This window comes from Citrobacter sp. L55, assembly GCF_002850715.1.
Lineage (GTDB): Bacteria > Pseudomonadota > Gammaproteobacteria > Enterobacterales > Enterobacteriaceae > Citrobacter > Citrobacter braakii.
This window is the reverse complement of the sequence record NZ_KZ559401.1, coordinates 134,272-158,047: the sequence shown is the minus strand read 5'-3', so window position 1 is coordinate 158,047 and position 23,776 is coordinate 134,272. Positions and strand designations below refer to the sequence as shown.

The 23,776-nt window shown below is 52.8% G+C and carries 17 protein-coding genes and 1 pseudogene; 13 read left to right on the top strand and 5 right to left on the bottom strand.

Annotated elements, in window-relative coordinates:
• Positions 1–6 precede the first annotated feature (6 nt).
• A complete protein-coding gene (gene barA, locus B9P82_RS08185) occupies positions 7–2,754 on the bottom strand; it encodes a two-component sensor histidine kinase BarA (protein ID WP_046276146.1) in 2,748 nt (915 codons plus the stop codon).
• Positions 2,755–2,811: 57 nt separating this feature from the next.
• Between barA and rlmD the strand changes: the two genes are divergently transcribed.
• The 5 genes from rlmD (at position 2,812) to eno (ending at position 10,615) form a co-directional block, all read left to right on the top strand.
• Positions 2,812–4,110 carry a 23S rRNA (uracil(1939)-C(5))-methyltransferase RlmD gene (gene rlmD / locus B9P82_RS08180; RefSeq protein ID WP_101700178.1) on the top strand — a complete coding sequence of 433 codons (1,299 nt, stop codon included), beginning with the start codon at positions 2,812–2,814 and terminating at the stop codon, positions 4,108–4,110.
• A gap of 100 nt (positions 4,111–4,210) precedes the next feature.
• Positions 4,211–6,445 (top strand): GTP diphosphokinase, encoded by a 2,235-nt coding sequence (relA, locus tag B9P82_RS08175; protein ID WP_016154235.1) that lies wholly within the window; start codon positions 4,211–4,213, stop codon positions 6,443–6,445.
• 130 nt (positions 6,446–6,575) lie between these two features.
• A complete protein-coding gene (mazG, locus tag B9P82_RS08170; protein ID WP_016154234.1) occupies positions 6,576–7,367 on the top strand; it encodes a nucleoside triphosphate pyrophosphohydrolase in 792 nt (263 codons plus the stop codon).
• Between the two features lie 224 nt (positions 7,368–7,591).
• Positions 7,592–9,229, top strand: a complete 1,638-nt coding sequence (gene pyrG, locus B9P82_RS08165; protein ID WP_016154233.1) for a glutamine hydrolyzing CTP synthase — start codon at positions 7,592–7,594, stop codon at positions 9,227–9,229.
• Positions 9,230–9,316: 87 nt separating this feature from the next.
• Positions 9,317–10,615 carry a phosphopyruvate hydratase gene (eno, locus tag B9P82_RS08160; protein ID WP_003034129.1) on the top strand — a complete coding sequence of 433 codons (1,299 nt, stop codon included), beginning with the start codon at positions 9,317–9,319 and terminating at the stop codon, positions 10,613–10,615.
• A gap of 60 nt (positions 10,616–10,675) precedes the next feature.
• Here eno and B9P82_RS08155 read toward each other — a convergent pair whose 3' ends face one another.
• A complete protein-coding gene (locus tag B9P82_RS08155) occupies positions 10,676–11,500 on the bottom strand; it encodes a MurR/RpiR family transcriptional regulator (protein WP_049040365.1) in 825 nt (274 codons plus the stop codon).
• Positions 11,501–11,666: 166 nt separating this feature from the next.
• On the opposite strand from B9P82_RS08155, the gene B9P82_RS08150 reads away from it, so the two are divergent.
• The 3 genes from B9P82_RS08150 (at position 11,667) to queE (ending at position 14,655) form a co-directional block, all read left to right on the top strand.
• A complete protein-coding gene (locus B9P82_RS08150) occupies positions 11,667–13,223 on the top strand; it encodes a maltose/glucose-specific PTS transporter subunit IIC (RefSeq protein ID WP_016157348.1) in 1,557 nt (518 codons plus the stop codon).
• Entirely contained in the window at positions 13,223–13,912 is a 690-nt protein-coding gene (locus B9P82_RS08145) for an N-acetylmannosamine-6-phosphate 2-epimerase (protein WP_101700177.1), read from the top strand. The genes B9P82_RS08150 and B9P82_RS08145 overlap by 1 nt, the downstream gene beginning before the upstream one ends.
• 71 nt (positions 13,913–13,983) lie before the next feature.
• Positions 13,984–14,655 (top strand): 7-carboxy-7-deazaguanine synthase QueE, encoded by a 672-nt coding sequence (gene queE, locus B9P82_RS08140; protein WP_016154229.1) that lies wholly within the window; start codon positions 13,984–13,986, stop codon positions 14,653–14,655.
• A gap of 52 nt (positions 14,656–14,707) precedes the next feature.
• On the opposite strand, the gene B9P82_RS08135 is transcribed toward queE, so the two are convergent.
• On the bottom strand, positions 14,708–16,186 hold the full coding sequence (locus B9P82_RS08135; protein WP_101700176.1) for an FGGY-family carbohydrate kinase: 1,479 nt from the start codon (positions 16,184–16,186) through the stop codon (positions 14,708–14,710).
• 26 nt (positions 16,187–16,212) lie between these two features.
• Complete coding sequence (locus B9P82_RS08130; protein ID WP_016157344.1) at positions 16,213–17,511, bottom strand: MFS transporter; 1,299 nt, start codon at positions 17,509–17,511, stop codon at positions 16,213–16,215.
• Positions 17,512–17,829: 318 nt separating this feature from the next.
• Here B9P82_RS08130 and B9P82_RS08125 point away from each other — a divergent pair, with 318 nt between their 5' ends.
• The 5 genes and pseudogenes from B9P82_RS08125 (at position 17,830) to B9P82_RS08105 (ending at position 23,144) form a co-directional block, all read left to right on the top strand.
• Complete coding sequence (locus B9P82_RS08125; RefSeq protein WP_016154226.1) at positions 17,830–18,615, top strand: SDR family oxidoreductase; 786 nt, start codon at positions 17,830–17,832, stop codon at positions 18,613–18,615.
• A 59-nt stretch (positions 18,616–18,674) separates the two neighbouring features.
• A complete protein-coding gene (locus B9P82_RS08120; RefSeq protein ID WP_101700175.1) occupies positions 18,675–20,129 on the top strand; it encodes an FAD-binding oxidoreductase in 1,455 nt (484 codons plus the stop codon).
• A 45-nt stretch (positions 20,130–20,174) separates the two neighbouring features.
• Positions 20,175–21,533 (top strand): annotated as a pseudogene (locus B9P82_RS08115) (MFS transporter); the annotation flags it as partial.
• Positions 21,511–22,293 carry an adenine nucleotide alpha hydrolase family protein gene (locus B9P82_RS08110; RefSeq protein ID WP_101700173.1) on the top strand — a complete coding sequence of 261 codons (783 nt, stop codon included), beginning with the start codon at positions 21,511–21,513 and terminating at the stop codon, positions 22,291–22,293. The pseudogene B9P82_RS08115 and the gene B9P82_RS08110, both read left to right, overlap by 23 nt.
• Positions 22,290–23,144 (top strand): electron transfer flavoprotein subunit alpha/FixB family protein, encoded by an 855-nt coding sequence (locus B9P82_RS08105; RefSeq protein WP_101700172.1) that lies wholly within the window; start codon positions 22,290–22,292, stop codon positions 23,142–23,144. The genes B9P82_RS08110 and B9P82_RS08105 overlap by 4 nt, the downstream gene beginning before the upstream one ends.
• A gap of 50 nt (positions 23,145–23,194) precedes the next feature.
• Here the strand turns inward: B9P82_RS08105 and B9P82_RS08100 are convergent, their stop codons facing one another.
• Complete coding sequence (locus B9P82_RS08100; protein WP_016154221.1) at positions 23,195–23,770, bottom strand: glycerol-3-phosphate responsive antiterminator; 576 nt, start codon at positions 23,768–23,770, stop codon at positions 23,195–23,197.
• Positions 23,771–23,776 lie beyond the last annotated feature (6 nt).

Genomic DNA, 23,776 nt, shown 5'->3' with positions numbered 1-23,776 from the left:
AGATCTTTACCCTAACAACTTCTTCGCTTCGCGCGCAACGTTATCCATTTCATCCAGAAGCTCTAAAAACTCAGGCTCCAGGTCTTCTTCTTTGCTCCCGCTACGTAATTGCTGCTCAATCAGCTGACACAGGTTTTTCATGCGGGGAACGCCGCTATAACCGCAACTGCCATGCAGTTTATGGATCATATCCACCAGTCCTTCAGGGTTTTCACCTACCAGCTGTTCTTCAATTTTGTTACGCACTTCGGGCAGAAAATCGAGCAGCATTTGCAGCATATCCCGCGCCAGATCGTTTTTACCGGCGGCTTGCCTTAACGCCAGTTGCCAGTCGAGTGTGGTATTCGGATTGACGACCGGTTCAACAGCGAGCGCCCTCAGCGATGAGCTCGCGCCGGGTTTGTAGCGTAACAGCAGATTATGCAGCTTATCTTCTTCGATAGGCTTCGCCAGGTAATCGTTCATACCGGCGCTGAGCAGCTTCTCTTTTTGCCCGGCCATGGCATGCGCGGTGACCGCAATGACCGGCGTCTGTTGTTGATGAGGAAGCTGGTGGATCAGTTCGCAGGCGCGAATACCGTCCATGTCTGGCATCTGAATATCCATCAGGATGAGATCAAACTGCATCTGTTTGGCGCGATCCACTGCCTGATGTCCGCTGTCGCAGAGCACGACGTGCTGCACTTTATCTTCCAGCAGTGCGCCAATCAGCTTGAGGTTCGCCGGGTTGTCGTCCACCGCCATGACGGTCATCGCAATTTTGCTCTCGTCTAACAGTAGCGGAGCCGCGCTGTGGTTCAGTTGACAATACTCTGTCAACGCTGGCAGTAAGCGGGTTGAGGTAAGAGGTTTCAACAGGCACGCCGCCGCGCCGCCCTGCTTTAATTTCTCAGCGTTGATCTGCGCATGGCAAGGCAGAGCCAGTAACAAAAAGTCGGTCATCGCCGCTGCGCTTGCCAGCCGCTCATGCTGCATAGTGAGCGGTTCGCGTAAAGTGACCGGTATGCCAAGCAGCAGAATATCGTAATGATCCTTCGGCAGCCCGGAGAATGAAGGGCTGTAAATCACCTCTAGCGGCGTTTCACTCAAGATATCTAACGTGCATTGCGCGGCTGTGGCGTTAGGTTCAACGTAGGCCAGCCGCTTTCCGGCCAGACAGTGCGTGGTTGAGCGATCCACGAGAACGTTAGGGTTGAGATCGAGGCTGATATGGAACCAGAAAGTGGAGCCCCGGTTCGGCTGGCTGTGGAAGGAGATATCCCCGCCCATTTCATTGACCAGCTTTTGCGTAATGACCAGGCCCAGTCCTGTCCCGCCGTGGCGGCGGGAAATGCTGGCATCGGCCTGGCGGAAGGCCTGGAACAGGCGTGACTGATCGCGCTCAGGGATGCCAATTCCGGTATCGCGGATTTGCACTTCAATTTGCACTTTCGTGTTACTGAGGGCGCGTTTCTCGACCAGAATGTCGATATTGCCGCCTTCGGTAAATTTGATGGCATTGCCAACCAGATTAGTGATTACCTGCTGTAAGCGCAGCGGGTCCCCGATGACGTTGTCCGGCACGTCATTCTTAATATTTAGCGTCAGCTCAAGCCCTTTATCATGGGATGAGTGCGCTAACAGCGTGACGACGTCATCCAGCGTGCTACGTAGCGGGAATGGGATGCTTTCCAGAATCAGTTTGCCCGCCTCAAGTTTGGAGAAGTCGAGCACGTCATTGATGATGGCCAACAGATTGTTGGCCGAGCGTTCAATCGTATTCAGGTGATCGCGCTGCGTCGTGTTGAGCTCGGTTTTAAGCGTCAGGCGGGTGAAGCCAATCACGCCATTCAGCGGCGTACGCAGCTCATGCGACATGTTAGCCAGAAACTCAGACTTAATACGCGCCGCTTCCTGGGCGCGTTTCTTCGCCAGATCCAGTTCGACGTTCTGGATTTCCATCTGCTCCAACGTTTCGCGCAGGTCAGAGGTGGCCTGGTCGATGTTGTGCTGCATCTCTTCATGGTAGGCCGCAAGTGACATCGCCATCGAATTGATGCCATTTTTGAGCATATCCAGCTCGCCCAACATGAAACCTTCGACGCGGCTGTCGAGTTGGCCTCTACGTATTCGGTCAACGGTATTCACCATATTGCGAATCGGGCCAGTCACGTCGCGCATCAGACGCCAGCCAAAAATTAACGCAATACCGATACAAAACAGCATCATTACGCTGGAGATAAAGATCTCTTTATACTGCTGCAATCTTACTGACTTGAGGTCCAGCTCAAGCGCCACATACCCCAGCATATTTTCCGTATTTTTGGCGTCGCTGACGGCAGATTCATCCGGCGAATAGCTTTCCGATATAATTGGCGTTCGCAGGATCATGATATCCCCGAGCCGGGTGACGCTCAGCTTTCGGGGAAATGGTGAACCGGTTGCCAGCTGCATTTCAGACGGATCGAGATGAAAATTGGATGTGACAAACAGCCGGTTATTCTCGTCATAGACAGAAATTGCCCGCACGATATCGGAATGGCGACGATGCAGCACGCTGATAAGTTGGCCGATGGATTCTCTGTTTTGCAGATTCATGCCATATTCGCTGGAGACCGCGAGTGGCTCAATGATGCTGGCGCCAGCATCTTCCAGTTGACGCTGCAAGTCGTTATAGCGATGCACAACAAAAAAGATACTGAGCAGCAAACCAATCAGGACGGTCGGGGCCAGGATCAGAATCATCATGCGTGCGCGCAGGCTGTAGTTGGTCATGGAGTTCCGTTATGGGACAATTAGGGTCACACTGTTAAATAGAGATATATCTCGTCGATGGCGCAATTCTACTCTGCAAAACGACGCGTGACGACGCGTCAGATCATAACCGTTACCGTCAATGACCTTGATCCTTTCGGCCAGGGCGTTGCTCGCCATAACGGAAAGGCGTTGTTTATACCGGAATTGCTACCTCAGGAAAGCGCCGAGGTGGTGATTACCGAAGATAAAAAACAGTTCGCCCGCGCGCAAGTAAAACGACGTTTAAACGACAGTCCGCAGCGTGAAGTGCCACGTTGCCCGCATTTTGGCGTGTGCGGCGGCTGCCAGCAGCAGCATGCCAGCATCTCGTTGCAGCAGCGTAGCAAAAGCGCGGCGTTGTCGCGTTTAATGAAATGTGAAGTGTCGGATGTTATAGCTGATACCCCGTGGGGCTATCGTCGTCGCGTCAGGTTGAGCCTGAACTATCGGCCAAAAGAACAAAAATTGCAGATGGGGTTTCGCAAATCCGCATCCAGCGACATTATCGATGTCAAACAATGCCCTATTTTGGTGCCCCAGCTTGAAGCGCTCTTGCCCCACATCCGGGCGTGTCTGGAAAGTCTGCAAGGGTTACGCCATCTTGGTCATGTCGAGCTGGTGCAGGCGGGGAGCGGAACCCTGATGATTTTGCGCCACACGGCGCCATTAAGTGTTCAGGATAAAGAAAAACTGGAATGCTTTTCGCATTCTCAGGGGCTGTCTTTGTTTCTGGCCCCGCAAAGCGAGATACTGGAATCAATATCAGAAGAGTCGCCCTGGTATGACTCAAATGGACTACGGTTAACCTTCAGCCCGCGTGATTTTATTCAGGTCAATGAAGGGGTAAACCAACAAATGGTGGCCCGTGCGCTCGAATGGCTTGATGTGCAACCTGAAGATCGCGTACTCGATCTGTTCTGTGGAATGGGTAATTTTACCCTGCCGTTGGCAACCCGGGCTGCAAACGTGGTGGGGGTGGAAGGGGTACCGGCGCTGGTGGAAAAAGGCCGGGAAAACGCGCTGAATAACGGATTACACAATGTGACATTCTTTCATGAAAACCTTGAGGAAGATGTTACCCGGCAGCCGTGGGCGAAAAACGGATTCGACAAAGTATTGCTCGATCCTGCGCGTGCGGGGGCTGCAGGTGTGATGCAACATATTATAAAATTAGAACCTATACGCGTTGTTTATGTATCCTGTAACCCGGCAACGCTGGCTCGTGACAGCGACGCTTTGCTCAACGCGGGATATGCCATACGGCGACTGGCGATGCTTGATATGTTCCCGCACACTGGACACCTGGAATCAATGGTCCTGTTTGAGCGTATGTAATAAATTTTGTACCCATTGGATTTCGGGTGGTAATGCAGCGTGAAAGACAATGGGTATGGCTTGTCGACTTCGACAGGCCAGGCCCCTTAAGGAGAGGACAATGGTTGCGGTAAGAAGTGCACATATAAATAAAGCTGGTGAGTTTGATCCAAAGAAATGGATCGCGAGTCTGGGGATCTCCAGCCAGCAGTCGTGTGAACGCTTAGCCGAAACCTGGGCGTACTGCCAGCAGCAGACACAGGGGCATCCGGATGCGGATCTGCTGTTATGGCGTGGCGTGGAGATGGTTGAAATACTCTCCATGTTGAGCATGGATATCGACACGCTGCGCGCAGCAATGCTGTTCCCTCTGGCAGATGCCAACGTGGTCAGTGAAGACATCCTGCGCGAGAGCGTGGGCAAATCCATTGTTCATCTTATCCACGGCGTGCGGGATATGGCGGCAATACGCCAGCTTAAGGCCACTCATACCGATTCAGTCTCATCCGAACAGGTCGATAACGTTCGCCGCATGCTGCTGGCTATGGTGGACGATTTCCGCTGTGTGGTCATCAAGCTGGCCGAACGAATTGCACATCTGCGTGAAGTGAAGGACGCACCGGAAGATGAACGCGTTCTGGCGGCAAAAGAGTGCACCAATATCTATGCGCCGCTTGCCAACCGTTTGGGTATCGGGCAATTAAAATGGGAACTGGAAGATTACTGCTTCCGTTACCTGCACCCGGCTGAATACAAACGTATTGCCAAGTTGCTGCACGAACGTCGCATCGATCGCGAGCATTACATTGATGAGTTCGTCGGTCATTTGCGCTCAGAAATGAAAACGGAAGGCGTCAAAGCCGAAGTGTACGGACGTCCGAAACACATCTACAGCATCTGGCGCAAAATGCAGAAAAAGCAGCTGGCCTTCGATGAACTTTTCGACGTGCGCGCGGTGCGTATCGTGGCGGAGCGTTTACAGGACTGCTATGCCGCGCTCGGGATAGTGCATACTCACTATCGCCATCTGCCGGATGAGTTCGATGACTATGTTGCTAACCCGAAACCCAACGGCTATCAGTCAATTCATACTGTTGTGCTGGGACCGGGTGGGAAAACCATTGAAATTCAGATCCGTACGAAACAGATGCACGAAGATGCCGAACTGGGCGTTGCGGCACACTGGAAGTACAAAGAGGGCACTGCTTCCGGCGTGGCGCGTTCTGGTCATGAAGATCGTATTGCATGGCTGCGTAAGCTGATCGCCTGGCAGGAAGAGATGGCGGACTCTGGCGAAATGCTGGATGAAGTCCGTAGCCAGGTCTTTGATGACCGAGTGTACGTCTTTACGCCAAAAGGCGACGTTGTGGACTTACCTGCGGGCTCCACACCGCTCGATTTTGCTTATCATATTCACAGTGATGTGGGGCATCGTTGCATTGGCGCGAAAATTGGCGGGCGCATCGTACCGTTTACCTACCAGCTGCAGATGGGCGATCAAATTGAAATTATCACCCAGAAACAGCCCAACCCAAGCCGCGACTGGTTGAACCCTAACCTCGGCTATGTCACCACCAGTCGGGGGCGTTCGAAGATCCACGCCTGGTTCCGTAAACAGGACCGCGACAAAAACATCCTTGCTGGCCGCCAGATCCTCGACGATGAGCTGGCGCATTTAGGCATTAGCCTGAAAGAAGCGGAAAAGCACCTGCTGCCGCGCTACAGCTTCAATGAGCTGGATGAGCTGCTGGCGGCGATTGGTGGGGGGGACATTCGCCTCAACCAGATGGTGAACTTCCTGCAGGCGCAGTTTAATAAGCCAAGCGCAGCCGAACAGGATGCCGCCGCGCTGAAACAGCTTCAGCAGAAAACGCAGGCGCCGCAGAGTCGCCGTAAAGACGACGGTCGCGTGGTGGTGGAAGGGGTGGGTAACCTGATGCACCACATCGCGCGCTGCTGCCAGCCGATTCCAGGCGATGAAATTGTCGGGTTTATCACTCAGGGCCGCGGTATTTCCGTGCACCGGGCGGATTGCGAACAGTTGACCGAGCTGCGCTCCCATGCGCCGGAACGTATTGTTGATGCGGTTTGGGGTGAAAGCTACTCGGCAGGATATTCGCTGGTGGTTCGCGTCCAGGCTAACGATCGCAGCGGCTTATTACGTGATATCACCACGATTCTTGCCAACGAGAAGGTGAACGTGCTGGGGGTTGCCAGCCGGAGTGATACCAAACAGCAGCTGGCTACCATCGATATGACCATCGAAATCTATAACTTGCAGGTGCTCGGACGCGTGCTCGGCAAGTTGAACCAGGTGCCGGATGTGATCGACGCACGTCGTCTGCACGGTAATTAATTATTTAATAGGCCAGATAAGTTTGCATGCCTGGTGAGGCGCGTTAGCGTTGCCATCAGGCATTGCCATGTTGCCGGATATCGGCTGTCATCTTATCGGGCTTCGCGTATTGAAATTTCAGGATATTCCAATGAACCAAATCGACCGACTGCTCGGTATTATGCAGCGCCTGCGCGACCCGGAAAACGGTTGTCCCTGGGACAAAGAGCAGACATTCGCCACTATTGCCCCTTACACCCTCGAAGAAACCTATGAAGTGCTGGACGCAATTGCGCGGGAAGACTTCGACGACCTGCGTGGAGAGCTGGGTGACTTGCTGTTCCAGGTGGTGTTTTACGCCCAGATGGCGCAGGAAGAAGGACGTTTCGATTTCAATGATATTTGCGCCGCCATCAGCGATAAGCTTGAGCGTCGCCACCCACATGTTTTTGCTGATGTTTCTGCCAGTAACAGCACTGAGGTATTGACCCGCTGGGAGCAAATCAAAAGCGAAGAACGCGCCCAGAAGGCGCAGCATTCCGCGCTCGACGATATTCCCCGTAGTTTACCGGCGTTAATGCGCGCCCAAAAAATCCAGAAACGCTGCTCTAATGTTGGCTTCGACTGGAAAACATTAGGACCGGTTGTCGACAAGGTTTACGAAGAGATCGATGAAGTCATGTTTGAGGCGAAGCAGGCTGTTGTCGACCAGGCTAAACTGGAGGAGGAAATGGGCGACCTGCTGTTTGCGACGGTCAATATGGCTCGGCATTTAGGCACTAAAGCAGAGACCGCATTGCAAAAAGCGAACGAGAAATTTGAGCGCCGTTTTCGTGAGGTTGAGCGAATTGTTGCGGCCCGGGGTCTGGAAATGACTGGTGTTGATCTGGAAACTATGGAAGAAGTCTGGCAACAGGTAAAACGGCAGGAAATTGATCTCTAAGGGATTTCGTCGGTCAAGGGCGATTTGTGTGATTTTTTAAATAACAAGCGCTTGATTTACGTCAAAAACATTTACCCCAAAGGGGCTATTTTCTCACTCCCGATGTTTATGTGAGCCTGGTGAAGAGGAGGAATAATGAAAGTTTGTGGCGCTCGTCATGTTCGGGTATACTACTTTCCCGTCTTGGTAATTCCATCGTTTCACCCTAACTTCTCAGGTCCAGCATGACAACGAACTATATTTTTGTGACCGGCGGGGTCGTATCCTCTCTGGGTAAAGGCATTGCCGCAGCCTCCCTGGCAGCCATTCTTGAGGCTCGTGGCCTCAACGTGACCATGATGAAACTGGATCCGTATATCAACGTCGATCCAGGTACTATGAGTCCAATCCAACACGGGGAAGTGTTCGTTACTGAAGACGGCGCTGAAACCGACCTGGACCTGGGTCACTATGAGCGTTTCATTCGTACCAAAATGACTCGCCGCAATAACTTCACTACCGGTCGAATTTACTCCGATGTCCTGCGCAAAGAGCGCCGTGGCGACTATCTGGGTGCAACCGTACAGGTTATCCCGCACATCACCAACGCGATTAAAGAGCGTGTCCTTGCCGGTGGCGAAGGTCATGATGTCGTTCTGGTTGAAATCGGCGGTACGGTCGGTGATATCGAATCCCTGCCATTCCTGGAAGCGATTCGCCAATTAGCGGTAGATATCGGTCGTGAACACGCGCTGTTCATGCACCTGACTCTGGTTCCTTACCTGGCCGCTGCCGGTGAAGTCAAAACTAAACCGACTCAGCACTCGGTAAAAGAGTTGCTGTCTATCGGTATTCAGCCTGACATTCTGATCTGTCGTTCCGATCGCGCGGTTCCGGCCAACGAACGTGCAAAAATTGCATTGTTCTGTAACGTGCCAGAAAAAGCCGTTATTTCAATGAAAGATGTCGATTCCATCTATAAAATTCCAGGCCTGTTGAAATCCCAGGGCCTTGACGATTATATTTGTAAACGATTCAGCTTGAACTGTCCGGAAGCTAATCTGTCAGAATGGGAACAGGTTATCTACGAAGAAGCGAATCCGGCAGGCGAAGTGACTATCGGTATGGTCGGCAAGTATATTGAACTGCCGGATGCCTATAAGTCAGTTATCGAAGCATTGAAGCACGGTGGTCTGAAGAATCGTGTCACCGTCAACATTAAGCTGATCGATTCGCAAGATGTCGAAACGCGCGGCGTTGAGATCCTGAAAGGTCTTGATGCAATCCTGATCCCTGGCGGCTTCGGCTACCGTGGTGTTGAAGGTAAGATCGCGACAGCGCGCTTTGCGCGTGAAAACAATGTTCCTTATCTGGGTATTTGCCTGGGTATGCAGGTTGCGTTGATTGAGTTTGCACGTAACGTAGTGGGTATGGATAACGCCAACTCCACGGAATTTGTGCCAGACTGTAAGTACCCGGTGGTGGCCCTGATTACCGAATGGCGCGATGAAGACGGCAACGTTGAAGTCCGTACCGAGAAGAGCGATCTGGGCGGCACAATGCGCCTTGGCGCCCAGCAGTGTCAGTTGAGCGACGATAGCCTGGTTCGTCAGTTGTACGGCGCGCCGACAATTGTTGAACGCCATCGCCACCGTTACGAAGTCAACAATATGCTGTTGAAACAGATTGAAGCTGCGGGTCTGCGTATTGCAGGCCGTTCCGGTGATGATCAGTTGGTCGAGATCATTGAGGTACCGAATCATCCGTGGTTCGTGGCCTGTCAGTTCCACCCGGAATTTACTTCCACGCCACGTGATGGGCACCCGCTGTTTGCCGGCTTTGTGAAAGCCGCCAGTGAACATCAGAAGCGTCAGGCGAAGTAAGAAGTAAAAAAGTTAGAACGGCAATGCACCCATCCGGGTGCATTGTTTGTCTGGAGTTTTAGTTTAACTTGTACTGAGGAAAATCTAATGTCCAAAATCGTTAAAATCATCGGTCGTGAAATCATCGACTCCCGTGGTAACCCGACTGTTGAAGCCGAAGTACACCTGGAAGGTGGTTTCGTTGGTATGGCAGCAGCTCCGTCAGGTGCTTCTACTGGTTCCCGCGAAGCACTGGAACTGCGCGACGGCGACAAATCCCGTTTCATGGGTAAAGGCGTACTGAAAGCTGTTGCAGCTGTTAACGGCCCAATTGCTCAGGCTCTGCTGGGTAAAGATGCTAAAGATCAGGCTGGCATCGACAAGATCATGATCGATCTGGACGGTACTGAAAACAAATCCAACTTCGGTGCAAACGCCATCCTGGCTGTGTCCCTGGCGAACGCCAAAGCAGCAGCTGCTGCTAAAGGCCTGCCGCTGTATGCACACATCGCTGAACTGAACGGTACTCCGGGCAAATACTCCATGCCGGTTCCGATGATGAACATCATCAACGGTGGTGAGCACGCTGACAACAACGTTGACATCCAGGAGTTCATGATTCAGCCGGTTGGCGCTAAAACCCTGAAAGAAGCCGTACGGATGGGTTCTGAAGTGTTCCATAACCTGGCTAAAGTTCTGAAAGCTAAAGGTATGAACACTGCAGTGGGTGACGAAGGCGGCTACGCGCCGAACCTGGGTTCCAACGCTGAAGCTCTGGCTGTAATCGCTGAAGCGGTTAAAGCAGCTGGCTACGAGCTGGGCAAAGACATCACCCTGGCGATGGACTGTGCAGCTTCTGAATTCTACAAAGACGGTAAATACGTTCTGGCTGGCGAAGGCAACAAAGCATTCACCTCCGAAGAATTCACCCACTTCCTGGAAGAACTGACCAAACAGTACCCGATCGTGTCCATCGAAGATGGTCTGGACGAGTCTGACTGGGACGGTTTCGCATACCAGACTAAAGTTCTGGGCGACAAAATCCAGCTGGTTGGTGACGATCTGTTCGTAACCAACACCAAGATCCTGAAAGAAGGCATCGAAAAAGGCATCGTTAACTCCATCCTGATCAAATTCAACCAGATCGGTTCTCTGACCGAAACTCTGGCTGCGATCAAAATGGCGAAAGACGCTGGCTACACCGCTGTCATCTCTCACCGTTCTGGCGAAACTGAAGACGCTACCATCGCTGACCTGGCTGTTGGTACCGCTGCAGGCCAGATCAAAACCGGTTCTATGAGCCGTTCTGATCGCGTTGCTAAGTACAACCAGCTGATTCGTATCGAAGAAGCTCTGGGTGAACAAGCGCCGTATAACGGTCGCAAAGAGATCAAAGGTCAGGCGTAATCCTGTTCTTTAACTCTTAACGTAAAAACCCGCTGCGGCGGGTTTTTTTATGCCGCTAAACTAAAGCAGTAGCGGTAAGGTCGCACTGGCGGTTTTCTGGCTCACATCACTGTACTTTTCATCCAGAGCAATCAGTGACGTGGTGAGCAGTTCTACCAACAGCATCACTCCCACCTTGGCGTTTAGCGCACCAGCACTCAACGGACCTTCTGGTTTGGCTGCGACCAGTTGAATATCACTCAGCGAAGCCAACGGACTGCGCGGCGTATTACTCAACGCCAGTACGCGCGCGCCTTGCTTACGCGCCAGTTTAACGACATGCAGCAGATCGCGCGTGGAGCCTGAGCTGGAAATCGCCACCACGAGCGTGTCTTTGCTTAGCGTTGTGGCGTTCATGGCTGCGCGATGCATATCGCTGAACATTTGTGCGGGTTTGCCCAAGCGCAGGAGTTTGTAATGTAAATACTCCCCCAGAATGGCGCTGGCCGCTACGCCATAAATCTGTACCGACTGCGCCTGATGCAGCGCAAGAGCGGCTGCTTCAAGTAATGCTCTGTCGAGTAATTTTGCGGTGTCCTGCAGTGCTTGCACGGATTCATTGACCACATTGTCAATTTCATCCCCGCTGTGCTCTACCGGCTGTTCTTGCTGGAGATCGAGTGCCAGCGCCATTTTGAACTCGTTATAGCCCTTACACCCCAGCGTACGGCACAGCCGTGTGACGCTAGCTTCGCTGGTGTCGCTTTCACGCGCCAGTTCGGTAATCGTCAGGTAGACAACTTTTGCCGGATCGCTAAGCACAAACTCTCCCAGCTTCTGTTGTGTTCGGCTATATCCGTCAACGCTCTGGCGCAATCTCAGCAGCAGGTTTTCATTTTCTGACATGCAAAATCCTTAATGCGTTTCTCTGCTGATAGTGTGGCGGAAAGCAGGGGAGAGATGCCAGTCATTTTAAAAAAAGTATGATCGGCTTCCTGGTTTTTGATGATAATTTTCATTTATAAAAATAATTATGGTAAAAATTTTCATCACTGATTGGGGAGATGAAAAAATGATGCAAATGTTTAGCGGCGCCTCATCGGGTGCATGGTTTGAAAAAGCGCAGCGCTTCGGCAAATCCTTCATGCTGCCGATTGCGGTATTGCCCGCCGCGGGACTGTTGTTAGGGATTGGCGGCGCACTGTCGAATCCAAACACATTGACGGCTTATCCGTTTTTGGATGTCGACTGGTTGCAGGCAATCTTCACAATCATGACCAGCGCCGGTTCTATTGTGTTTGCCAATCTTTCGGTGTTGTTCGCAGTGGGTGTCGCTGTAGGACTGGCGAAAACGGATAAAGGTACCGCCGGGCTGGCGGCATTGCTGGCATTTTTGGTGATGAATGCCACTATCAATGCCTTATTGACCCTCAACGGGACACTGGCGCACGAGAACCCGGGTGCCGTTGGCCAGGGGATGACGCTGGGTATTCAGACGCTGGAAACGGGCGTGTTTGGTGGGGTGGTTATTGGTCTTGTCACCTGCGCGCTGCATAGCCGTTTCAATAAAGTCTCACTACCTCAGTTCCTTGGTTTCTTCAGCGGTTCGCGCTTTGTACCGATTATTAGCTCCCTTGCCGCGATTGTCGTGGGGGCTGTCATGACAGTGGTTTGGCCGCATTTCCAGAAACTCATTTTTGGGCTGGGTGGTCTGGTGGATGCGACGGGTTATCTGGGGACACTGTTGTACGGCTTCATCCTGCGTATGCTTGGCCCACTGGGTTTACACCATATCTTTTATTTGCCGTTCTGGACGACGGCGCTTGGCGGTAGCGAAATCGTCAACGGCCAGTTGGTTGAAGGTACGCAGCGGATTTTCTTTGCCCAACTTGCCGATCCGAATACGCAGCAGTTCTATGCGGGCACCTCGCGCTTTATGTCCGGGCGATTCATTACCATGATGTTTGGCCTGCTTGGCGCATGCCTGGCGATGTACCACACTGCCAAGCCGGAGAACAGAAAGCTTGTCGCCGGCCTGCTGTTGTCGGCAGCCCTGACCTCTTTCCTGACGGGGATCACTGAGCCTATCGAGTTCTCCTTCCTCTTTGTGGCTCCCGTGTTATATGTCATTCACGCCTTCTTCGATGGCCTGGCGTTTATGATGGCTCATATTTTACATATCACTATTGGGCAAACTTTTTCGGGTGGGCTTATCGATTTCCTCCTCTTCGGCGTCTTACAAGGGGAAGCTAAAACCAACTGGATGTACGTTCCCATGGTGGGGATACCGTGGTTCTTCCTTTACTACTTTACCTTCCGCTATTTGATTAACCGCTTTGGCTGGCTGACACCTGGGCGTGAAAACGTAACCCCAATTGAATCCGGTCTGCCTCAAAGTGAACGCGCAGCGGCAGTCATCTCTGGGCTGGGAGGCAAAGAGAATCTGGAAGAGGTGGACTGTTGCGCCACACGCTTACGCGTGACGGTGAAAGAGAGCAGCAAGGTAGATGAAGCGGCGCTGAAAGCGACCGGAGCACGTGGCGTTATTATTCGCGGTAAAGGTGTTCAGGTGATTTATGGCCCGCATGTCACCATCATTAAAAACGAAGTCGAAGAGATCTTATCGTAATGAAAACTGTACTGGATTGCCTGAAAGGTAAATTAATCGTCTCCTGTCAGGCGCTGGAAAATGAGCCTCTGCACAGTCCATTTATTATGTCGCGTATGGCGTTGGCGGCAGCACAGGGCGGTGCGGTAGGTATCCGTGCGAACAGCGTGGTGGATATTCGCGCTATCAAAGAGATCGTCTCACTGCCGGTGATTGGGATTATCAAGCGCGATTATCCGGGTAGTGATGTGTTTATCACGGCCACCTTGCAGGAAGTGGATGAGTTGATGACCGTTGAGCCGGAAATTATTGCTCTGGACGCGACAGCGCGCCCGCGCCCTGGTGGGCAAACGCTGGAAGAACTGGTCGCACAGGTCCACGCTCGCTACCCGTCCGTACTGCTGATGGCGGATATCGCCACTGTAGACGAGGCGGTGACCGCCGAGCGTCTGGGGTTTGACTGCGTGGGCACTACGCTCTACGGCTATACCGCTGACACTGTCGGGCATGTGCTGGCGGAAAACGACTGCAGTTTTTTACGTGAGGTGTTGGCTGCGGTCAGCATACCGGTCGTGGCGGAAGGAAACGTCGATACCCCGGAACGTGCTGCACGTTGCCTGGCATTAGGTGCCCATACCGTGGTGGTTGGAGGGGCTATCACGCGTCCGCAGCAGATTACGGCACGCTTTGCCGCGGCGATCGCCGCGTAAAGCATCGATGGGGCATGATACTTTGGCGGGGATCTGCGATAATTATCGTTTATCCCCATATTGAGAGCGCTATGCAGTACCCGATTAACGAGATGTTCCAGACCCTGCAAGGTGAGGGTTACTTTACCGGCGTCCCCGCCATTTTTATTCGTTTACAGGGATGCCCGGTTGGCTGTGCCTGGTGCGATACCAAACACACCTGGGATAAGCTTGAGGATCGGGAAGTTTCCCTGTACAGCATCCTGGCTAAGACCAAAGAGAGCGATAAATGGGGCGCGGCGAGCAGCGAGGATCTGCTGGCGGTCATTGTGCGTCAGGGCTATACCGCCCGTCACGTGGTGATAACCGGTGGCGAGCCCTGTATTCATGACCTGATGCCGCTGACAGACCTGCTGGAAAAGAACGGCTTTAGCTGCCAGATTGAAACCAGCGGTACCCACGAAGTGCGCTGTACGCCGAATACCTGGGTGACCGTATCGCCGAAGGTGAATATGCGCGGCGGTTATGATGTGCTGTCGCAGGCGCTGGAGCGTGCGAATGAAATCAAACATCCGGTTGGTCGCGTTCGCGATATTGAAGCGCTGGATGAACTGCTGGCTACGTTGAGCGACGACAAACCGCGTATCATCGCCTTACAGCCAATCAGCCAGAAAGAAGATGCCACGCGTTTGTGTATTGATACCTGTATTGCGCGGAACTGGCGTCTGTCGATGCAGACCCATAAATATCTGAATATTGCCTGATGATAATGGGGTTATCGGCCTGCATTGAGTGCTACATGCAGGCCGGACAACCTTATGCGTTAGACCAGCTCTGAATCGAATTGACGTTATTCAGGCCGCCATGCAGTACTTCATACGACTTTTTCAGGATCACATCGGTGTGCTGGGTTAAATCGCGGAAAATCCCTTTGTTCAGCGCGTCATAGCGTCTGGCATTGCTTTCTATTGGTGTGAATACATCTTTCACCCGTACCATTTTTTCAATTGCGGTCTCATAGTTCGGATAGAGACCAAGCCCTACCGCCGTGTTAATGGCCGCGCCCAGGCTGGCGCAACCGTTAATGGCATTCCGTCTTGCGGGAAGATTGAACACGTCGGCAAAGATTTGCATGAATAGATCGCTGTTTGAACCGCCGCCCGTAATGATCACTTGTTTAGCGAAGTGATTCATTTCGTTACACATATTGTCGTAATTGTTTTTCAGCGTCAGCGCAACGCTCTCCAGAATAGAGCGGTAAATCCAGGCGTAGTCCATGCTGGAGTCAAAGCCAATCATGATCCCACGTTTGAACGGTTCCCACGGGTTGGTCAGCCAGTCCAGGACGGTCATCAGGCCATTGCAACCGGGTGGTACGCTGGCCGCTTTCTTGTTCAGCAAATCTTCCGGCGACAGATCCTGCGCTTTCGCATCCTGGATTAGTGATTCCCCCAACATGTCCCGCAGCCAACTGACCGTCCACATCCCTTTGCGAATGCCATAGCCTTCGTATAGCAACGTTTGCGGAATCGAAGACATAATTGGCCAATAAGCGACGGGATCTTTGGGCAGGGCTTTGCCGTTCATCATCAGGGCGATATAGGTGCCTAATGAGATAACCGCGGTTTCGTCGTCCAGCAATCCTGCGCCCAGGGCCTCTACCGGTTTGTCGCTGGTGGTGCAAACCACCGGTAATCTTGCCGGGAAGCTGGTCGCTTTCGCCGCTGCATCCGTCAGGTGCCCGAGCACGGTTCCCGGCATCTGCACCTCGAACAGCATCCTGCGCGGGATATTGAATTTCTTCACCACCTCCGGGTCGTCGCTCCATGTCCAGGTTTTGTAATCCACCGGCCACTGACCAAAGTAGTTGGCGATATTGTCTTTAAATTCACCGGTTAAGCGATGTGACAAATAACCTGAAAATGAGGTGACGTAAGCCACATCAGGATTGGCGTGCTCATAGGGGCGGGTGACGCGCGCGTCCTGCCAGCTGATCAATGGCGCAGCGGGCGTGCCGTCTGCTTTGAGCAATGCGCGACAGCAGCGAATGGAGCCCAAACCAATCCCGACAATGTTTTTTGGATCTCCCGCGAACTGGCTCATTAAGTCTTTGCCAGCAAAACACAATGAAGCCCATAAATCGTCGTCCGGATGCTCTGCCGTATCGGCGTCGGGAGTAAACATCGGTTGCAGGAGACCTTTTCCTTCACACACCACGTTACCTTCCAGATCGTACATCACTACCTTGGTACTCTGACTTCCGCCATCAATTCCAATGATGTATTTCTTTGACATTGTCATTCTCCTTTAATTTTCCATCTTCACTCGCCGGAGGTTTCTGCGGCCAGTGAGGTTATCTTTTCCGGTTCGGCGTTGTTGGTGCGAATTTTGCGAAACAATAAGAACGTGAAGAGGATGACCATGCACAGCGCCGCCAGTCCCATCAGCCACATATTGCGATAGGCTTGTGCCGCCGGGAGCGTATCCTGCCAGTGGCCGACAATCGGATAGACGAACACGTCGGGCAGAAAACCGATCACCGAGCAGATCCCTACGGTGGTTCCCATGATGTAAGAAGGGGTTCTGGCCTCGCCGGGACAGGCCCAGTAAAGCCCGCGCGAGGCGTAGCAGGTGAAGCCCAGCAGCAGAATCAGGCCGATCCCCATAACTACGGACTGCGGATTTGAGTTCGTCACCAGCAGGGCAATCAGCGCAGCGGCGCCGACAATTGAAAGCAGTTGCACCACGCGCGTTGGCGACTTAATTTTGCTGTAGGTGGTGATGATGCCGCCCAGTGGCCCACAGATAGCCCGGAAGATCTTGTTGATGACGATCCCCATGTAGCTCGCCGCGACCAGCGACATGCCGTACATTTCAGTCAGATAGTTGGTGGAGTAGCTGAGAATGGCGTAGATCGTAAAGACGCCAAAAATAACCATGCTGCAATACCAGGTGGTGCTGATACGCAACACGGCGATGATATCTTTGAGCTGAAACGGCTGCTTATCCTCTTTCGCACCGTGGCTGCGGCTGTTGCCATCGTTCACGAAGAACCAGCACAAAATTCCCAACAGGATGTAAACCACGCTATAAATCAGGATCACGGCCTTCAGGCTGTTGCTGTCGTCCGGTGCGAAGCGAGAAAAGACCCACATGGTAAATACCGCCAGCGACATGACGCCGACGCCGCGCAGGCCTTCCATCCAGCCCATGATTTTCCCTTGTTCACTGTGATCCCCCAGCAGCGAGGCGGCTTTAATTGATACCGACCACAGCATCAGGATTGTCGTGATGGCAAATGCGACCTGAATACAGAGCATGACCCACAGCGGTGGATAGGTCATCATCAGCAGACCGAGCAAGCCGGTAATTATCATGGCTGAGGTGATCATTTTGCGATGGGAGAATTTATCGGCAATAACGCCGCTGGGCGCATACAGAATAATAGCGGCAACGCCAAAGGTACTCATTATTAATCCAATTTCGGTATTGCTAAACCCCATGAATTTTGCCATGGGAATTTGATAGATATAACGTAAATAGGCTAAATCAAAACTAACGCCACCACTGAAACTAATAATGGCGAGTGTTATCCAACGGCGATATGAGGATTGTTGCATATCGGGCTCTCATTTTATGCAGACAAAAAAAAGAGAAAAGTAAACCGCCCTTTCAGGTGGATTACTTTTCTCAGGTCTCTAGTAATTGCGCTTAGAAATAACATGGAAGTGTGGGTTATAGTGTGAGAATAATCACGCTTCTTGTTTTTAGTCATCAATACAGAATGAACAAAACATCTGTGATTTTGATCACGTTAGATAATTTCTCGTTATGCTAAAAATTCATTCCAGTTACCAGAGATAATGAGAAAGGTGACTTCCCTCTAGCGGGGGAAGTTGCCTTTCTTTTTTTTTGCCTAAAGGAATTTGGAGCCAGCTATGTCAATCGAATCTCTCAATGCATTCTCAATGAATTTTTTCTCCCTGAAAGGGAAAACGGCGATCGTAACGGGTGGCAACAGCGGTCTGGGTCAGGCTTTTGCGATGGCGCTGGCGAAAGCCGGGGCGAATCTGTTTATCCCAAGTTTTGTAAAAGATAACGGTGAAACGAAAGAAATCATTGAGAAACAGGGTGTTGAAGTTGAATTCATGCAGGTGGATATCACCGAGAAAGGTGCCCCGCAGAAGATTATTGCCGCCTGCTGCGAGCGTTTTGGCACCGTTGATATTCTGGTGAACAATGCCGGAATTTGTAAGCTGAATAAGGTACTGGACTTTGGTCGTGCGGACTGGGATCCGATGATTGACGTCAACCTGACGGCGGCGTTTGAACTGAGCTACGAAGCGGCAAAAATTATGATTCCGCAAAACAGCGGTAAAATTATAAATATCTGTTCTTTGTTCTCTTATCTTGGCGGACAGTGGTCTCCGGCTTATTCAGCGACAAAACATGCGCTTGCCGGTTTTACCAAGGCGTATTGCGATGAATTGGGGCAATATAATATTCAGGTTAACGGTATCGCACCGGGATATTATGCAACGGATATTACGCTGGCTACGCGCAGCAATCCGGAAACGAATCAGCGCGTATTGGATCATATCCCGGCTAATCGTTGGGGCGATACCCAGGATTTAATGGGGGCTGCGATATTCCTTGCCAGTCAGGCTTCTAATTATGTTAACGGTCATTTACTGGTCGTCGATGGCGGTTATTTAGTTCGCTAATATCTACCTATAGTTTCTGTATTATTAATTGTTCTGCTAATTATCAGGAAGGAATAGCTATGCCTTTATCTCGCGAAGCGATTGTTGACCAGTTAAAAGAAATTGTTGGGTCCGAACGCGTAATTACCGATGAAACGGTATTAAAGAAAAACAGTATTGACCGCTTTCGTAAATATGCCGACATTCACGGTATTTATACACTACCCATTCCGGCGGCAGTGGTAAAACTCGGTTCGACAGAGCAGGTTTCCCGCGTTCTGGCGTTTATGAATCACCATAAAATCAATGGAGTTCCGCGTACCGGCGCATCCGCGACGGAAGGGGGGCTGGAAACGGTGGTTAAAGACTCCGTGGTGCTGGACGGGGCAGGGATGAACCAGATCCTGAGCATGGATATCGAAAATATGCAGGCGACCGCTCAATGCGGCGTGCCGCTTGAGATTCTGGAAAATGCATTGCGCGAAAAAGGATATACCACCGGGCATTCGCCGCAGTCTAAGCCGCTGGCGCAGATGGGCGGCCTGGTTGCAACCCGCAGCATCGGGCAGTTCTCCACTCTTTACGGTGCCATTGAAGATATGGTCGTGGGGCTGGAGGCGGTGCTGCCGGACGGCACGGTAACCCGCATCAAGAACGTGCCACGCCGGGCTGCCGGGCCGGACATTCGCCACATCATTATAGGGAACGAAGGCGCACTGTGCTATATCACTGAAGTAACAGTGAAAATCTTCAAGTTCACGCCGGAAAATAACCTTTTTTACGGCTACATTCTGGACGATATGAAAATCGGTTTCGATATCCTGCGTGAAGTGATGGTGGAAGGCTACCGTCCTTCGATTGCACGCCTGTATGACGCCGAGGATGGCACCCAGCACTTCACTCATTTTGCTGACGGGAAATGCGTGCTGATCTTCATGGCTGAGGGCAATCCGCGAATGGCGCAAGCCACTGGCGAGGGCATTGCGGAGATCGTCGCGCGTTATCCACAGTGTAAGCGTGTGGACAGCAAGCTGATTGAGAGCTGGTTTAACCATCTGAACTGGGGCCCGGAAAAAGTGGCTGCTGAACGCGTACAGATCCTGAAAACCGGCAATATGGGCTTTACGACGGAAGTTTCCGGCAGTTGGAGCTGCATCCATCAAATTTACGAAAACGTGATCCATCGTATCCGCACTGAATTCCCACACGCGGATGATATCACCATGCTGGGCGGTCACTCTTCCCATAGTTATATCAACGGTACCAACATGTACTTTGTGTATGACTACAACGTGGTGGACTGCAAGCCGGAAGAGGAGATTGATAAGTACCACAACCCGCTTAACAAGATTATTTGCGAAGAGACGATCCGTCTTGGCGGCTCAATGGTGCATCACCACGGCATCGGCAAGCATCGTGTTCACTGGAGCAAGCTGGAACATGGCAGCGCGTGGCCGCTGCTGGAAGGTCTGAAACGTCAGTTTGATCCAAACGGCATTATGAACACGGGAACGATCTACCCGATTGAGAAATAAACATCAGCTGGCTTCCTGATCGGGAAGCCACAATTTTACCGGACAGGGGTAGAAATGAACACTTCACCGGTGCGAATGGACGATTTACCGCTTAACGGTTTTCACTGTCGTATTGCCGCCTTGACCTTTGGTGCTCACCTTACCGACGGCTATGTTCTTGGCGTTGTCGGCTATGCCATTATTCAGTTAACACCTGCCATGCAGCTCACACCGTTTATGGCCGGGATGATTGGCGGCTCGGCGCTGCTCGGGTTGTTTCTCGGTAGTCTGGTGTTGGGCTGGATTTCAGACCACATTGGTCGACAGAAGATCTTCACTTTCAGCTTTGTGCTGATCACCATCGCCTCTTTTTTACAGCTTTTCGCCACTTCGCCAGAGCAGCTCATTGTGTTACGTATTCTGATTGGGATTGGGCTGGGAGGCGATTATTCCGTAGGGCACACTCTGTTGGCCGAATTTTCTCCACGACGACATCGGGGAGTGTTGCTGGGGGCTTTTAGCGTGGTATGGACCATCGGCTATGTGCTGGCAAGCCTGGCGGGGCACTATTTTATTACCGAAAGCCCGGATGCCTGGCGCTGGCTGCTGGCATCGGCGGCGCTGCCCGCACTATTGATTACCCTGCTTCGCTGGGGGACGCCGGAATCGCCTCGCTGGCTGCTGCGCCAGGGGCGTTTCGCGGAAGCCCACGCTATTGTTCACCGATATTTTGGGGCGCACGTATTGCTCGGCGACGAGGTTTCTGCGGCGTCCGGGAAACATATCAAAACGCTCTTTTCCCCCCTCTACTGGCGGCGAACCGCGTTTAACAGCGTGTTTTTTGTTTGTCTGGTGATCCCGTGGTTTGTTATCTACACCTGGCTGCCTACCATTGCCGGGACCCTCGGCCTGGAGGATGCGCTCACCGCCAGCCTGCTGCTGAATGCGTTGTTAATCGTTGGCGCACTGCTGGGGCTGGTATTAACACATCTGCTGGCGCACCGCCGGTTTCTGCTTGGGAGTTTTTTTCTGTTGGCTGCCACGCTGGTGGTGATGGCTTGTCTGCCATCTGGTAGCTCGTTGACGCTGCTGCTTTTTGTCCTGTTCAGCACCACAATTTCTGCGGTCAGTAATCTGGTAGGGATCCTGCCTGCTGAAAGCTTCCCGACGGATATCCGTTCGCTGGGCGTGGGTTTTGCGACGTCGATGAGCAGATTGGGCGCAGCAATCAGCACCGGCCTGCTGCCCTGGACGCTGGCGCAATGGGGGATGCAGGTCACGCTGCTGCTGCTGGCTGGCGTGCTCCTCATTGGATTTGTGGTGACATGGCTATGGGCACCGGAAACGAAGGCATTGCCGCTGGTGGCGGCCGGAAGCGTGGAGAAAAGACAGGGAGGAGCAAATGAACATTCTGTTCGCGTTTAAGGCCGAACCAGACTCCGGCATGTTGGCGGAAAAAGACTGGCTGGCGGCGACGGAAGATACCCGGGGCCCGGACACCGCGCTGCTGCGCTGTTCTCCTGGTGCCGATGAGCAGGCGGCTGCGGCATTACTGCTGGCGCAACGTCGTGAAGGTTGTGATATGACGTTAACCGCGCTAAGCATTAGCGATGAGCGTGCTATTCATTGGTTGCGCTATTTTGCCGCGCTGGGTTTTGATAAGCCGGTGTTGCTGGAAACGACGGCGGATCTGCGCTTTGCGCCGGAATTCATTGCCCGGCAAATAACTGACTGGCAGCGTCATCACGGCGCGGATTTGATTATCACTGGCTGTCAGAGTAGCGAAGGGCAGAACGGGCAAACGCCATTTTTGATGGCTGAAATGTTGGCCTGGCCCTGCTTTACCCAGGTGGAACGTTTTACGCTGACGCCGCCTTTTGTTGTTGTCGAGCATCGAACAGCGACTGGGTTACGCCGCTGCCGGGTGCGGCTTCCGGCTGTAATTGCCGTCAGGCAATGTGGTGAAGTTGCGCTTCCCGTCCCCGGAATGCGTCAGCGTCTGGCGGCGGCAAAAGCGACAATTTTACGTCAGCCAGCGTCCAGTGATGAAACTCAGAACGTGCAATGTCAGAAGCTGGCGCGACCGGCGCAGCGGCGCAGCGCCACGATTATCGACGGCGCGACAGCGCAGGAAAAAGCGCGGATATTGTGGAATGATTATTTGCGCCAGAGGATGCAGCCATGAAGATCGTTGTGATTACGGAATCGGGTGAATGCGCTGCAATGGGGGGCTGGATCGCAGGGAACGCGCTTAATGCAGCAGAACTGGAACGCTGGACGCTCGACCCGATGCCGGACGTGGCGGAGCAGGTGCTGGACGCGCTGGCGGCGCAGTGGTTGCTGACGCCAGCCGACATCCTGATTTTTCCGGCGGGTGCGCTGGGGGATGAGCTTGCGACGCGGCTGGCCTGGCGTCTGCATGGCGGCAGCGTTTGCCAGGTGCAGACGCTGGATGCGCAACAGGGGCTGGTGACGAAATCCCACTGGGGGAATGCGCTGACGGCTACGCTGCAAATCACCGCGCGTCCCTTGTGCCTTTCACTGGTGCGACAACCGGAAACGAGCGCGTCGGGCAACGTGCTGCCAGCAATGGTGGAGCGCCGGATTGCCCCCACCACACCTCCGGGCTGGCTGGATAGCGTAGAAAGCATCGACCGTGTTACAGCTCATCCTTTGTTGCAGGCCGGGCGTGTGCTGGTGGTAGGGCAGGGAAGAAGTGACGCCGATGCCGAAAAAATTACCGCTCTTGGTAAGGAGTTTGGTGCCGAAGTGGGATACAGCCGTGCACGGGTGATGAATGGCGGCTTTGATGCTGAGCGCGTGATTGGCATCTCAGGTCATCTGCTTGCGCCGGATGTCTGCATTGTGGCGGGAGCGTCCGGCGCGGCGGCGCTAATGGCCGGGATTCGTCAGAGCCGGTTCGTCGTGGCGATAAACAGTGACGCCAGAGCGCCGGTCTTTTCACAGGCGGATGTCGGGATTGTGGATGACTGGCTGCCGGTGCTGGAGGCGTTGGCAGCCATCGCAGAAAATTAATTCAGGGGCAGGCCGGATCAGGTGTTTACACCGCTATCCGGCACCTCGGGTTAATGCAGCTTTTTCGCTAACGTCCAGACGTCGGTGTTGGTAGTTGAAAGTGCTGCTACACCAGCTTTCATCGCATTGCGAGCGTCCTCTTCATCGCAAACCAGACCACCGGCAATCAACGGCTGGCGTATTTTTTCCGTCACCCATCCCAGCACTTTTGGCATGCATCCCGGCAGGATTTCAATACAGTCCGGGTTCGACTGTGCGACCTGCTTATCAATGTTGTGAAAAGAGATAGAGTCGACGATAAACAGGCGATGAATACAGAAAAAGCCCTCTGCCCGCGCCGCTTTCAGCATCGACGCTTTGGTACTGATGATGCCGTCGGCCTCGGTGACCAGCTTCAGAAACTGGATCACCACCTCTTTATTAGACGCGCCCTCCAGCAGATCAACGTGGATAAATGCGTATTTACCGGCAGTTTTAATCTTCTTCACGATATGGCTGATGGTGCAGATATTGCCGTACAAAACAGAGATGAACTGGCATTCGGAATCGATGGCTAATTGCAGACTGGCGTTGTCTTTCACCGCGGCAATGACCGGATTCTGGCGGAGCAGGTGTAACAGGGGCATAAATTA

Coding starts and splice junctions, on each gene's coding strand:
- barA (WP_046276146.1), bottom strand. CDS start 2,754: ATGACCAACTACAGCCTGCGCGCACGCATGATGATTCTGATCCTGGCC.
- rlmD (WP_101700178.1), top strand. CDS start 2,812: ATGGCGCAATTCTACTCTGCAAAACGACGCGTGACGACGCGTCAGATC.
- relA (WP_016154235.1), top strand. CDS start 4,211: ATGGTTGCGGTAAGAAGTGCACATATAAATAAAGCTGGTGAGTTTGAT.
- mazG (WP_016154234.1), top strand. CDS start 6,576: ATGAACCAAATCGACCGACTGCTCGGTATTATGCAGCGCCTGCGCGAC.
- pyrG (WP_016154233.1), top strand. CDS start 7,592: ATGACAACGAACTATATTTTTGTGACCGGCGGGGTCGTATCCTCTCTG.
- eno (WP_003034129.1), top strand. CDS start 9,317: ATGTCCAAAATCGTTAAAATCATCGGTCGTGAAATCATCGACTCCCGT.
- B9P82_RS08155 (WP_049040365.1), bottom strand. CDS start 11,500: ATGTCAGAAAATGAAAACCTGCTGCTGAGATTGCGCCAGAGCGTTGAC.
- B9P82_RS08150 (WP_016157348.1), top strand. CDS start 11,667: ATGATGCAAATGTTTAGCGGCGCCTCATCGGGTGCATGGTTTGAAAAA.
- B9P82_RS08145 (WP_101700177.1), top strand. CDS start 13,223: ATGAAAACTGTACTGGATTGCCTGAAAGGTAAATTAATCGTCTCCTGT.
- queE (WP_016154229.1), top strand. CDS start 13,984: ATGCAGTACCCGATTAACGAGATGTTCCAGACCCTGCAAGGTGAGGGT.
- B9P82_RS08135 (WP_101700176.1), bottom strand. CDS start 16,186: ATGTCAAAGAAATACATCATTGGAATTGATGGCGGAAGTCAGAGTACC.
- B9P82_RS08130 (WP_016157344.1), bottom strand. CDS start 17,511: ATGCAACAATCCTCATATCGCCGTTGGATAACACTCGCCATTATTAGT.
- B9P82_RS08125 (WP_016154226.1), top strand. CDS start 17,830: ATGTCAATCGAATCTCTCAATGCATTCTCAATGAATTTTTTCTCCCTG.
- B9P82_RS08120 (WP_101700175.1), top strand. CDS start 18,675: ATGCCTTTATCTCGCGAAGCGATTGTTGACCAGTTAAAAGAAATTGTT.
- B9P82_RS08110 (WP_101700173.1), top strand. CDS start 21,511: ATGAACATTCTGTTCGCGTTTAAGGCCGAACCAGACTCCGGCATGTTG.
- B9P82_RS08105 (WP_101700172.1), top strand. CDS start 22,290: ATGAAGATCGTTGTGATTACGGAATCGGGTGAATGCGCTGCAATGGGG.
- B9P82_RS08100 (WP_016154221.1), bottom strand. CDS start 23,770: ATGCCCCTGTTACACCTGCTCCGCCAGAATCCGGTCATTGCCGCGGTG.